At 68.9% G+C, this 11,867-nt stretch carries 10 protein-coding genes and 1 pseudogene; 7 read left to right on the plus strand and 4 right to left on the minus strand.

All coding sequences use genetic code 11. The annotated features are described in order from the left end of the window. Positions 1-234: 234 nt before the first annotated feature. Both sitA5 and KY572_RS08090 read left to right on the plus strand, forming a co-directional pair. Positions 235-1,104, plus strand: a pseudogene (gene sitA5 / locus KY572_RS08085) (SitA5 family polymorphic toxin); the annotation flags it as partial. 127 nt (positions 1,105-1,231) lie between these two features. Continuing rightward, positions 1,232-1,675, plus strand: coding sequence for an SMI1/KNR4 family protein (locus KY572_RS08090; protein ID WP_224241938.1), 444 nt, complete (start codon positions 1,232-1,234; stop codon positions 1,673-1,675). An 86-nt stretch (positions 1,676-1,761) separates the two neighbouring features. Here the strand turns inward: KY572_RS08090 and recA are convergent, their stop codons facing one another. After that, the gene (gene recA / locus KY572_RS08095) at positions 1,762-2,844 is read right to left on the minus strand and encodes a recombinase RecA (RefSeq protein ID WP_224241940.1); all 1,083 of its coding nucleotides are present in this window, start codon (positions 2,842-2,844) and stop codon (positions 1,762-1,764) included. Positions 2,845-2,977: 133 nt separating this feature from the next. After that, positions 2,978-3,727 carry a hypothetical protein gene (locus KY572_RS08100; protein ID WP_224241942.1) on the minus strand — a complete coding sequence of 250 codons (750 nt, stop codon included), beginning with the start codon at positions 3,725-3,727 and terminating at the stop codon, positions 2,978-2,980. A 385-nt stretch (positions 3,728-4,112) separates the two neighbouring features. Between KY572_RS08100 and KY572_RS08105 the strand changes: the two genes are divergently transcribed. The 5 genes from KY572_RS08105 to KY572_RS08130 are packed head-to-tail and all read left to right on the plus strand — an operon-like array spanning position 4,113 to position 6,888. After that, entirely contained in the window at positions 4,113-4,685 is a 573-nt protein-coding gene (locus KY572_RS08105; RefSeq protein ID WP_224241944.1) for an RNA polymerase sigma factor, read from the plus strand. Continuing rightward, positions 4,682-5,152 (plus strand): anti-sigma factor family protein, encoded by a 471-nt coding sequence (locus tag KY572_RS47085; RefSeq protein WP_263451478.1) that lies wholly within the window; start codon positions 4,682-4,684, stop codon positions 5,150-5,152. The genes KY572_RS08105 and KY572_RS47085 overlap by 4 nt, the downstream gene beginning before the upstream one ends. After that, positions 5,152-5,646 (plus strand): DUF3106 domain-containing protein, encoded by a 495-nt coding sequence (locus tag KY572_RS08120; RefSeq protein WP_224241946.1) that lies wholly within the window; start codon positions 5,152-5,154, stop codon positions 5,644-5,646. The genes KY572_RS47085 and KY572_RS08120 overlap by 1 nt, the downstream gene beginning before the upstream one ends. Then, positions 5,643-5,894, plus strand: a complete 252-nt coding sequence (locus KY572_RS08125; RefSeq protein ID WP_224241947.1) for a hypothetical protein — start codon at positions 5,643-5,645, stop codon at positions 5,892-5,894. The genes KY572_RS08120 and KY572_RS08125 overlap by 4 nt, the downstream gene beginning before the upstream one ends. 55 nt (positions 5,895-5,949) lie before the next feature. Then, positions 5,950-6,888 (plus strand): serine/threonine-protein kinase, encoded by a 939-nt coding sequence (locus KY572_RS08130; protein WP_224241948.1) that lies wholly within the window; start codon positions 5,950-5,952, stop codon positions 6,886-6,888. Between the two features lie 32 nt (positions 6,889-6,920). Here the strand turns inward: KY572_RS08130 and KY572_RS08135 are convergent, their stop codons facing one another. Then, complete coding sequence (locus KY572_RS08135) at positions 6,921-9,731, minus strand: penicillin acylase family protein (RefSeq protein ID WP_224241949.1); 2,811 nt, start codon at positions 9,729-9,731, stop codon at positions 6,921-6,923. Between the two features lie 62 nt (positions 9,732-9,793). Next, a complete protein-coding gene (locus KY572_RS08140) occupies positions 9,794-11,809 on the minus strand; it encodes a PAS domain S-box protein (protein ID WP_224241950.1) in 2,016 nt (671 codons plus the stop codon). Between the last annotated feature and the right edge of the window lie 58 nt (positions 11,810-11,867).

The following is an 11,867-nucleotide window of genomic DNA, read 5'->3' on the forward strand; positions in this document are numbered from 1 at the left end:
ACGCGAGACGAACCTGACCAGTTGTGGGTAGCTGATATTACCTACGCGCCGCCGCCAGCCGGCTTCCTCTATCTTTGTTATTTGGCGCCTACGGCCTGCACATGTGCGGGCCACTTGAGCAGCCTCGCTGCACACGAACCGCCTTTCTCTCGCCCCCCGATTTCTGGTGAGCTTCCCCAGCATGACTTGGACCGGCATCCATCGAGGGGCGAGCCCTCCACCAGAGAGAAACCGATGACGTCGCGCTGGGCTGTAGCGATGTCGCTTGGATTGCTGCTGGGAGCGGGCTGTGCGAGCTCGCGTGTGGTGCGGCTGGAGACGAGCCAGGGCCAGCCCATGGAGTACTCATCGCCCTCTTGGAACAAGTCCGTGCATCTGGTCGCGGACGATTTCGAGCAAGCACTGACCCTGCTGGTGCTGGAGATACCCCTCACGCTGCGCCCCGCCCACCCAGGCCAGCTGGTGCTCGCCTCCTATCCCAGCAACCACGCCGACAGTCGATGGCAGTTCCTGATGAGCCAGAGCTTCGGCGGCATCTGCAAGCCAGGCCAGAGAAGAACCGACTGTCTGTCCCTGCTCGATGACGTGGCGGGCCTGACGGAGTGGGACAAGCTGGGGGTGGCCCTGGGCCTGTCGATCGAGCCCATGAAACAGAGCATCTCCCGAGCCGTGGAGAACACCCTGGCACCCCAGCTCTTCTATACGGTGATTGCCACGGGCCTCATCAGTTGGGCCCTGTTGGCCGCGAACCCCGAGCCCGTTTTCACCAAGGCGGCGGCGATCGTCTCTGCGGTCATGCTGATCTACCTGGGAGTGGAGACCTTCCTGGAAGCAGTGGACGCAGCCCGAGAACTGAAGGGGGCCACCGACAGGGCCACCACCTTCGAGGAACTGGACGCGGCCGGCAAGCGCTTCGCGAACCGAGTGGGCCCCGAGGTGGCACGCGTCTTCGTCCTCGCTGTGACGATCGTAGTGACCCAGGGAATGAATGGGGGTGCCTCGTGGCTAGCCTCGCGACTGTCGACGCTGCCTCGCTTCTCGGAGGCGGCATCACTCGGGGCCTCGCAGGTCGCCATCAAGCTGTCGGGAGTGGGGCAGGCTACCCGATGGAGCTCCACCACAAGGTGTCGCTCGCGGAGGGAGGAACCAATGCGTTCGACAACCTGGCCATCAAGTCCCGAACGGATCACCGCCTTGGCCCCAACTACAAGCAGAACCACCCCAACCTGCCATGACCTTCGATGAACTCGCTCGGAAGCTAGAGTCGTCCGCCTCGCGAACCTTCGGTCACGGCGTGAGCGAGGATGACATCCGCGCCGCCAGTGCCCGGCTTGGCGTGAGCCTGACCGGCGGCTACCTGCGCTTCTTGCGGCGCTTCGGCTGGGGAGGTGTCGGCTCCTTTGAACTCTTCGGGCTCGGCGCAGATGTCCCTCCCTATCTGCACCTCGTGACGGTGACAGAGAGCGAACGAACCGAGGTGCGCCCCAGACTCCCCTCACATCTCATCCCGCTCATGAACGACGGTGGCGGCAATCTCTACTGCCTCGACGTACGTAGCGCCGGCGAGCCAGCGGTCGTCTTCTGGGATCATGAGGCCAGCGAAGAGCAATCCCCGGAGCCCGTGGCTTCCGATTTCATCTCCTGGCTGGCGAACCGGCTGGAGCAGCCCGATTAGCCAGCTCGCTCCATCGCACGAGAAAGGGCTGCCCACCTCGCGGCGAGCAGCCCCTGGAACTTCTCTTCCGCCGATTCAGCCGAGCACTACTTCACGGCCTTCACGCGCGGACGCTTCTCGCCCTCGGCGGGAGCCTCCGGCTCGGCGGGAGCCGCGGCCGCCGGCGCCTTGGTGACGCCGTACTTCTCCAGCACCCGCGCCTCGATCTCCTTGTAGGTGTCCGGGTGCTCGCGCAGGTAGTCCTTCGCGTTCTCCCGGCCCTGGCCGATGCGCTCGCCCTTGAAGGCGAACCAGCTGCCGCTCTTCTCGACGATGCCTTCGTTCGACGCCAGGTCGATCAGGTCTCCCTCTCGAGAGATGCCCGTGCCGTACATGATGTCGAACTCCACCTCCTTGAACGGAGGCGCCACCTTGTTCTTCACCACCTTCACGCGCGTGCGGCTGCCCACCACCGCCTCACCGTTCTTGATGGCGCCGATGCGCCGGATGTCCAGACGCTGCGACGCGTAGAACTTCAGTGCGTTGCCGCCCGTCGTCGTCTCCGGGTTGCCGAACATCACGCCGATCTTCATGCGGATCTGGTTGATGAAGATGACGCACGTCTGGCTCTTCGAGATGGTGCCCGTGAGCTTGCGCAGCGCCTGGCTCATCAGTCGCGCCTGCACGCCCATGTGCGCATCCCCCATCTCGCCCTCGAGCTCGGCCTTCGGCACCAGCGCCGCCACCGAGTCCACCACCAGCACGTCGATGGCTCCGGAGCGCACCAGCATCTCCGCGATCTCCAGCGCCTGCTCGCCCGTGTCCGGCTGGCTCAGCAGCAGGTCGTCCGTGCGCACGCCCAGCTTGCGGGCGTAGCCCACGTCCAGCGCGTGCTCCGCGTCGATGTAGCCGCAGATGCCGCCCTTCTTCTGCGCCTCGGCCACGATGTGGAGGCACAGCGTCGTCTTACCGGAGGACTCCGGACCGAAGATCTCGACGATACGCCCCTTGGGTACGCCGCCCACGCCCAGCGCGATGTCGAGCGAGATCGAGCCCGTCGAAATGGCCTGCACGTCATGCGCCAGCGGCTCATCGTTGCCGAGCCGCATGATCGAACCCTTACCGAACTGGCGCTCGACCGCGGACATCGCCAACTCGATCGCCTTCTCCTTCTCCTGATTCACGGCCATCTCTCGACTCCTCCAGTCGTATGCGGTGAGCCACCCCGGCCCACCTGAACCCGCGTTCAGAACGCGGTTCGTATTACTACGCGACGGGTAGACCGTAGTCCACCCCTCTGACATACCCGTATCGCAAGGCCCCTCAGCTCCGATGGAGAGCGAACAGGAGGGTAGCCACCAGCCCGGTCAGCCCGGCCACCGGGCCAGCGTAACCGCCGAAAAGTCCTAGGGAAAGTGTCAGCACCGAGGCCACCAGCAGCACCGCCAGCCCCATGTTGCGCAGGGCGGAGCGCGGCCGGCCGACCAGCAGCGCCACCATGGCCAGCAGCGCCACCCCTACCTCCACCGTGAGGAGCCCGGCCCCGGGATTCCCACGCAGCACGTTCAGGAGAACCTCCACCGTCGCCCCCCCTACCAGCACGCCCGCGGCCGCCTCCTCGAGGTGCCGGCCCCGCTTCCCGTGCTGGCGCTCGCCCTCCTGGGGCTTGATGCGCTCCAGATCCTCGGGCCGCACTTCCAGCGCGTAGGGGAAGCCCATGGCGAGCAGCCCTCGGACGGCCGTCTCGTGGCAGTTGTGGCCCGCGGCATCCGCCAGGCCCTCGAGCCGCCCGCTCTCGATGAGACGGTGGAACCAGTCCGCTACGTGCCGTGAGCCTCCCTCGCGCACCATCTGGTCCAGCCAACGGTTGATGCGACGCGAGAGCTCCTGCCGCTCCGCTCCCTCGGCGCTCTGGGCCTGCTCCACCAGCAGCAGCACCGGCAGCGGAGTCCCCGGAGGCGGCGTGTTCACTCCCGGGAGCTGCTGGTCACCCGCGAGCGAGGTGATCTGCGCCGGATCCACCGTGACGGAAGCATCCCCCCGCTCCGGCACCGCATAGATGACGGCCGGCATGGGGCGCGCGATCGGGGGGAGAGCGTCCTCTAAAGGAGGGGCCGCGGCCAGGTGAGCCGCTGCCTGCTCCTCGGGTCGCTCCTCCCTGGGTAGCGCCTCCGAGTCGGCCCCCAGCACCCCACCCTCGGGCGCCGCCGCCGCAGGTGGGCTCTCCGGGAGGAGATGTCCCCAGTCAGCCACGTCCGCGATCGGGAGATCGCCAGCACCCTCGCCCTGAGGCGGACGGGTGGACTCACCCAGGGTGGGTGGACGTGTGCTGGAGACCGTCGACACGCCGAAAACTGTACCCGTGAGTGCCACTGCGGTTCAAAGCGCATGAGGCCCGCAACTTCCTGAAGCCAACGGGGTTCATGGCACCGTGGAGCCGGAATCGGACACACAGGTGATGCTGAGGGTGGCAGCGGGCGACCGGAAGGCGTTCGCCCTGCTGTTCGACCGCTACCACGCGAGCGTGGCGCGCTTCGCGTTCCGCTTCGTGGGGGATCAGGCCCGGGCGGAGGAGCTGACGCAGGACATCTTCGTGAAGCTCTACCGGAACGCGAAGGCCTACAAGCCCACCGCGCAGTTCAAGACGTTCCTGTTCCGGGTGGCCACCAACCACTGCCTCAACGAGGTGCGACGCGGAGAGTACCGGGTGACCCACACGACCACCGCGCCCACGCAAGAAGAAGAGAGCGGAGTGGAGGTCGCCGGGCCCGAGGGAGAGCGCCCGGACGAGGCGGTGGCGGGGCGCGAGCTGGAGCGCGCCGTGGGCGAAGCACTGCAGGGCATGAGCGAGCGGGAGCGGGCGGCCTTCACCATGTGCCGCTTCGAGGGCATGGCATACCGGGACATCGCGGAGGCGCTGGAGGCCAGTGAGGCGGCGGTCAAGAGCCTCATCCACCGGGCCACGCTCGCGGTGGCGCGGAAGATCGAGGAGTTGCAGGCGGGCACCTCGCCCGCCAGGAGCAGGGCATGAGCTGCGCGTTCGAGGAAGACCTGACGGCGTACATCGACGGGGAGCTGCCGCCGCCGCGCCGCGCGGAGGTGGAGGCGCACATGGGGACGTGCGCGGACTGCCGGAGCACGGAGGCACTGCTGCGGCGCACGCTGACGCACCTGGAGGCGCTCCCCGAGTTCAAGCCCTCCCCGGACACGCGCCGGGCGGTGCTGGCGAAGGTGGACGCGCTGCCACTTCCGCTCCGGGAGCGGCTCAAGGCGCTGCTGCGGCCCGCGGTGCTGGTGCCCTCGCTGGGGCTGGCGGCGGCGGTGGGGCTGGCCGTCGTCTACAGCGGCCAGGAGTCCCAGGGCCCGGACGTGATGGACGCGGGAGCGCTGGAGCTGGCGGCCAACCTGGAGCTGGTGGAGGACTTCGACGTGGTGGGCATGGACAGCGCCGAGGACATGGAGGTCATCGAGAACCTCCACGAGCTGGAGGTTCAGTGATGAGACACACGCTGGCAATCATCGGCGCGGTGGGGGCGCTGCTCGTGGGGATGCCCGTGTGGGCCCAGGAGCCGGCGCAGGGGCAGACCGCCGCCGAGCGCTTCGAGAAGCTCTCGCCCGAGCAGAAGGAGGCGCTGCGCGCGAAGCTGCGCGAGTTCAAGGCGCTGCCCAAGGAGGAGCAGGAGCGCATCCGGGGCAACCTGCAGCGCCTGCGCAACCTGCCGCCCGAGGAGCGCGAGCGGCTGCGCGCCAACCTGCGCGAGTTCCAACGGCTGTCGCCCGAGGAGCGCAAGCTGCTGCGCGAGCGCTTCAAGGACTTCCGGAACATGGATCCGGAGCGCAAGGCGGAGCTGCGCAAGCGGATGCGGGAGTACCTGCGCGCGCACCCGGAGCGGCGCGAGCAGATGATGGAGAACATGCGGCGCTGGCGGCAGATGTCGCCCGAGCAGCGGCAGGAGCTGCGCGAGCGCATGCGCGAGAGGCGACGCCGGTGAGCCGCTTGCTCGTCATCCTGCTGGCCGCCGGCCTCCAGGCCGGTGTGGCCTCGGCGGCGGAGGATCGGACACCGGAGCCGCCCTCGCCTCCTGCCCCTCGGGCGACCGAGCCCGCCCGGCCCCGTCCCGAGGAGCCCCGGCTGTCCCCGGAGGACCGGGAGGTGGTGGAGAACCTCGAGCTGCTCGAGAGCATGGAGGCGGCGGAGAACCTGGACCTGCTGCTGGAGCTCTCGAGAGAGGAAGATTGAGCCTGCCGCCCGGGGTGGTGTCCCACCTTCCCGATTCGTAGCGTAGAATGGGACCGTGGAAGTCGGGGCCGCCAGAACCGTCGAAGTGCCCTCGCGGCGCTTCGGTCGCTATTTCATCCGCTCCCTGCTGGGTCAGGGCGGGATGGCGGAGGTGTTCCTGGCGGAGGCCACCCCTCCGCGAGGCGAGAAGTTCTCGGTGGCCCTCAAGCTGATGCGCAAGGACGCCCCGCCGGAGGCCTTCGCGGACGAGGCGGACCTGATGGGGCTGCTGGACCACCCCAACCTGGTGCGCATGCTGGAGTCGGGACAGGCCTTCGGGCGGCCCTTCATCGCCATGGAGTTCCTCGTGGGCGGGGACCTCAAGCGGCTGATGGAGGCCCACGAGACGCTCAAGCGTCGCATCCCACTGGGCACGGCGGTCTACATCTGCATCGAGGTGCTGCGGGCGCTGGCCTACTTCCACCAGGTGCGCACGCGCAGCGGCCGGCCGCTGGAGCTGGTGCACGGGGACGTGAACCCCTCCAACATCTTCTTCTCGGGCGAGGCGGACGTGAAGCTCGGGGACTTCGGGGTGGCCAAGGCGCGCGGGGTGGACCTCGGCCCCCAGGACGGCATCGCCGCCGGGAAGCTGCACTACCTCTCGCCGGAGCAGACGCTGGGCGAGCCGCTCACTCCGGCCTCGGACCTGTTCTCCCTGGGCATCGTCTTGCACGAATTGGTGGTGGGCACCCACCCCTTCCTCCTCGAGGAGACGGACGACCAGGTGGTGATGACGGCCATCCGCGCGGCGAAGGTGAGCCTGCCGGACACGGTGGATCCGCCGCTGGGACAGATCATCCGCAAGGCGCTCGCGGCGGACCCGGACACCCGCTACCACAGCGCCGGGGAGTTCGCCGGGGCGCTCTTCACCTGGGCCCTGGACTCGGGCAACAGCCCCACGCGCGGCAACGTGCAGTCCTGGCTGATGAAGACCCTCAGCTACGCGGGCCTCTGAGCGGGCCCGCGCAGCGGGGACACGCCGACGCGCTACGGAACGAAGGTGGTGCGTGAGGCCCTGTGGGCGTTCACGTCCGCCTCCTGGAAGTAGAGGCTCGGCGCCTCGTTGCGGCGCCAGTGCTCCATCTCGTCCGCGTGGTGCTTGCTTCGAGGATCGAACACCTGGCCGCCCGGCAGCGCGTTCCAGGCCTTCGGGCCCTCGGGCGTCATCTCCACCACCACGCGCTGCACCGGGCCATTCTCGTACGAGAACCTCTCCGGGTTCGACAGGCCGAACTGAGAGGCGTCCACGCCGAAGTTGTCACCCGGCCGCGGGAAGCCATCCGGGAACCGGGTGTCGCCGGGCGCCGGAATCGTGGCCGCGCTCTCGCCCGACGTCGGCGGCACGGACGACACCAGCTTCAGCGTGTGCAGCTTGCCCCACCGCCACTGCGACGGATCCGCGCCGAACTTGTCCCTCAGGTAGAACGCCCCGAGGATCATCGAGACCGCGATCCGCTCGTCCCGCGTCTCGACCACATCCATCGTCGCCAGGTTGTCCCACAGCACGGTGTCGCCTCGGGCGGCGCTGTACGTCGCCAGCTTGTTCGGCTCGAGGATGGCGAGCTGCAGCGCCTTGGCCATGAAGCTGCTGCTCGGTCGGAATCCAATGGCGCTGATCTCGTCATCGAACGCGAGCTTCACCAGCCGCAACAAGGAGGCATTGAACAGCGAGGTCGCGATGGAGTCCGAGATCTCCGCCGCGGAGGGCTCGCCGTCTCCGATGTCCACGCCCGCCGGCGTCTCGTAGGTCCACGCCGCCAGCCGGTTCGCCACCTGCGCGAGCAGGTCCAGGTCCGCCGAGGTGGACCGCTGCACCAGGCCCGACAGGTCGGGGTGGGTTCCAGGCTGTGACCGCTCCTCCTGCACCCGCCGCGCCGCCGCCACGAACCTGGGCGCCAGCAGCGCTCCCAGCGGAGAGCGATGGTCTCCCTGGAGCGCCATCATGTCCTCCGGCGTCACCCCACCCTTCGCCACCAGCGTCTGGAGCCGCTCGGTGATGCGAGCGACACGGTGCCCGAGGTCATAATCCCACCCGATATAGCGGGAGTCGTTGAACGGGTTGCCGTCCTTCGTCGTTCCCACGAGATCGTTGTTGGCCGTGGCAATGAACCCCTTCGCCGGGTTCGCATCCTGCGGCAGGCCCTGCGCCTCCACGTCGCCGAGCCACTCGCAGCTGCCGTCACCCGGCAGCACCATCGCGGGCGACAGCCCGGTCTGCGTCACCGGGTCATAGGTCAGCGCTCGGGCATCACGCACCGGCAGCCGGGCCTGCGTGGACCAGGCGATGTCCCCGGACCGGGTCGCGAACACGAAGCTCTGCGCGCCGACCTTGAAGTTGGCGAGCGCCGCCTGCGCCTCCGCCACGGTGGTGGCCGTGTTCAGCCCCAGGAACGCCGAGATCTCACTGGACACCTCGTCGCCCGTCCACCGCATGGACAGCGCCGTGCTCGAGGTCCGAGGAACCACCGCGCCGTTCTCGATCTTCGGGATGATGAGCCCGTGGTGCGGGACTCGCTCGAGCTTGAGCACCACGTCCGGCTCACCGGCAACCTTGATCGTCTCCGTGACGGTCTCGATGGGTACCTGCTGGCCCTTGAAGAGCACCGTGTCGGGGCCGCCGTTCGTCCCCTTGGTGATCACCTCCTGGTACACGTCCGTCACGTCGTGGTTGGCCGTCGTGCTCCCCCACGCGAGCTGATCGTTGAAGCCCAGGATGATGCCGGGCACGCCGACCAGCGAGATCCCAGCCACGTCCAGGTTCCCACCGGCGCGCTTCGTGTTCAGGTGCGAGTACCAGAAGAGCGGCGGGCTCGGCAGCGACAGGTGCGGATCATTCGCCAGCAGCGGCGCCCCCGAGGCCGTCTTCGACCCCGCCACCACCCAGTTGTTCGAGCCCCGGCTCTCGTCCCCGAGCATCGAGCGCAGCCGCTTCGACGCGGCGAGGAAGCCCTGGGCGTTCGCGACGGCCTCTCCGCTCGGAAGCACGGCCTCGCTCGACGGCTTGCGCGCGGCCCGACCCTTCATCCCCTCCGCGCCCTCCCGCGGCAGCGAGAGCCCATCCCGGGTGAACACCTCCCGCGCCGGGGCGAACGACCAGAAGTCCCGGAAGATGCCCGCCCGCGGGTTGCCCGTGGGGAACGCCGCGGCTGCCGCCATCCGCGCCTGCGTCAGCCCCACCTCTTCCTCGGCGGAGTGCGACAGCGCATGCGACAGGTACCGCCCGATCGCCAGCGAGTCCTGCGGCGTCCAGTCCTTGAAGGCCGCGGGGTTGCTCACCAGCAGCCCGAGCAGCTCCGCGCCCGGCGAGAGCTTCGCCGTGCCGCTGCGCACCTCCGCGAGGTACGCGTTCACCCCCGCGGCGAACCCGTCGAGCGCGATCTTCTCTTGCGACTCCGCGCCGAGCGACGCGTACATCCTGTCCGCCACCCGCTTGAAGCCGATGACCCGCGCGGCGACGTCGTTCTCCAGCGCCGACGCGGACCGCGTGCCGATGAACTCGGCCAGCTGCCCCGTCACGTTGCGCTTGATGATCTCCATCTGCGGGAAGCGGTCCTTCGCCATCAGGTAGCCCTGCACCAGCGCCGCGTCATGCAGGGATAACGCGTAGATGTGCGGCATGCCGCGGTCGTCCACGACGACCTCCACCTGCTCCCGCAGCCCGGCCAGCTGCGGCCCCGCGGGCTTCGGCGGCTCCACGACGGGAGGCTGGGAGGGCGTCTCGCCGCTACAGCCGCTCGCGCCTGCGAGCACGGCGAGCACGACCAGACCGAACGGAGACAGCAGGACAGGACGTCGCACGGGCACCTCCACGCCGAGAGGCGCGCGAAGCTAGCACAGGCGATCTCCCGCGCCGCCTCCGGCTACAGCAGCGCGCGGACCCGGATGGGATCGAACGGCTTGTCGACGCGCCGGACGGAGACCCGCTCGAGGAACGCGACAGCACGCGGAGTGAAGGCCCCCGCGGACATGAAGACCATGCGCGAGAGGAGCTCCGGACGCCGCGCCGCGACGATGTCGTGCAGGTCCATCCCGGTGAGGTCCGGCATCATCAGGTCGCAGAAGATGACGTCGAAGTCCTCCGCCGGGTCCAGCAGCCGCTGCTGGGCCTCCCGAGCCGTCTCGGCCAGCTCGACGCGGTGCGGCGCGCCGATGATGCGCGCGAGCGCCGCGCGGACCTCGGGATCGTCGTCGATCACCAGCACGTGCCTCGGCGTGAGCGCTCGCTGCGCCGGGGCCTGGAGCACGGGAGTGGCCTCGGCGGGACTCTTCGCCGCGGGCAGGCGGATGCGGAACGTGGTCCCCCGCCCCAGCGCGCTCTCCACTTCGATCTGCCCGCCCATCCCCACCACGATGCCGTGGCACACCGAGAGCCCCAGCCCCGTGCCCAGCCCCAGGGGCTTGGTGGTGAAGAACGGCTCGAAGATGCGCGGCAGGTGCTCGGCGGCGATGCCGCTGCCCGTGTCGCTCACCTCGATGATGACCCAGCCCTGCTCGCCGTCGCGCACGGCGACCGTCACGGCGTGCTCCGCCACGGCCCCTTCCGGGATGGCCTGCGCGGCGTTCACCAGGAGGTTGAGGAAGACCTGGCCCAGGCGGGACTCGTTGCCCATGACGAACGAGGCCGGCTCGTACCGCCGCACCAGCTGGGCGCGCTGGCGCAGCTGCGGCGTCGCCATGGAGATGGAGAACTCCAGCGTCGCCAGGATGTCGATGGGCCCCATCGCATCGGGATCGCCACGGGCGAAGGTGCGCAAGTCCCGGACGATGTCGCGGATGCGCTCGGCTCCGAGCTGGGCCTGCACCAGCGCCCGCTGGACCTCCTCCAGGTCCACGCCCGGGGTGGGCGTCTTCAGCCGCGCCAGCTCCTCCACGGCGAACGTCTGGTTCGCCAGCACGTAGGACAGCGGGTTGTTGATCTCGTGGCCCACGCCCGCCGCGAGCTGGCCGGCGGTGGCCAGGCGCTCGGCCTGGACCAGCGCGTTGCGTGTGGCCTCCAGCTCGTCGGAGCGACGCCGCACCAGCGCCTCCGCCTCCGTGCGGGCCTGGTGCTCGCGCGCCAGCAGGGCGTCTCGCTCCAGCTCCGCGCTCCGGCGCCGGGAGATGTCCTCGATGACGCTGATGAAGTAGTCCGGCAGCCCGTCCGGCTTGCGCACCAGGGACACGGTGAGGTTGCACCAGACGAACCCGCCGTCACGCCGCAGGTAGCGCTTCTCCAGCGAGTACGTGGCGAGGGTGCCCTCGAGCACCTGCATGGCCAGATCCAGATCCGGGCCGATGTCGTCCGGATAGGTCAGGTCCGTGATGCCCAGCCGGAGCAGCTCCTGGGGCTCGTAGCCGAAGATCTCGGCCAGCTTGGAGTTGACGCGCAGCAGCTGGCCGCCCACGCCCACGTGCGCGATGCCCACGGCGGCCTGCTCGAAGGTCGCCTTGAAGCGCCGCTCGCTCTCCTCGAGCCGGGCCAGCGCCAGCTCCCGCTCCGTGACGTCCAGCGCCTGGGTGAGGATGCACAGCAGCTTGCCCGTCGCGTCGCGGATGGAGGAGCAGTACCAGACGCAGTGGGCGACCGAGCCGTCCTTGCGGTAGGTCCTGAACTGGCTCACCACCCAGGGCATCTCGCCCCTGAAGAACCGATCCATCACCTCCGAGACGCGAGGCCGATCGTCCTCGTGGACGAAGAACATGTCCTGCATCCGCTTGCCGCGGACCTCTTCCTCGCCCCACCCGAAGATCTCCACGGCCCGCCGGCTCCACAACGAGACCTTGAACTCGGCGTCCCACTCGATGACCGCAAGGGGCGAGTTATCCGCGAGGTCGTTCGCGGAGAAGGTCCATTGAGGACGAACCAGCTTGGAGACGTTCAAGGGTTGCGCGGACATGCCTGGGCGGAAGCCCCCTCTAGTGTACGCCTCTCAACATCATGGTGACACCCATACA

The organism is Hyalangium gracile (assembly GCF_020103725.1).
GTDB lineage: Bacteria > Myxococcota > Myxococcia > Myxococcales > Myxococcaceae > Hyalangium > Hyalangium gracile.

Bases quoted from the DNA above. Each gene is read 5' to 3' on its own strand.
- KY572_RS08090 (WP_224241938.1), top strand. From the start codon at position 1,232: ATGACCTTCGATGAACTCGCTCGGAAGCTAGAGTCGTCCGCCTCGCGA.
- recA (WP_224241940.1), bottom strand. From the start codon at position 2,844: ATGGCCGTGAATCAGGAGAAGGAGAAGGCGATCGAGTTGGCGATGTCC.
- KY572_RS47085 (WP_263451478.1), top strand. From the start codon at position 4,682: ATGAGCTGCGCGTTCGAGGAAGACCTGACGGCGTACATCGACGGGGAG.
- KY572_RS08140 (WP_224241950.1), bottom strand. From the start codon at position 11,809: ATGTCCGCGCAACCCTTGAACGTCTCCAAGCTGGTTCGTCCTCAATGG.
- KY572_RS08120 (WP_224241946.1), top strand. From the start codon at position 5,152: ATGAGACACACGCTGGCAATCATCGGCGCGGTGGGGGCGCTGCTCGTG.
- KY572_RS08105 (WP_224241944.1), top strand. From the start codon at position 4,113: ATGCTGAGGGTGGCAGCGGGCGACCGGAAGGCGTTCGCCCTGCTGTTC.
- KY572_RS08100 (WP_224241942.1), bottom strand. From the start codon at position 3,727: ATGCCGGCCGTCATCTATGCGGTGCCGGAGCGGGGGGATGCTTCCGTC.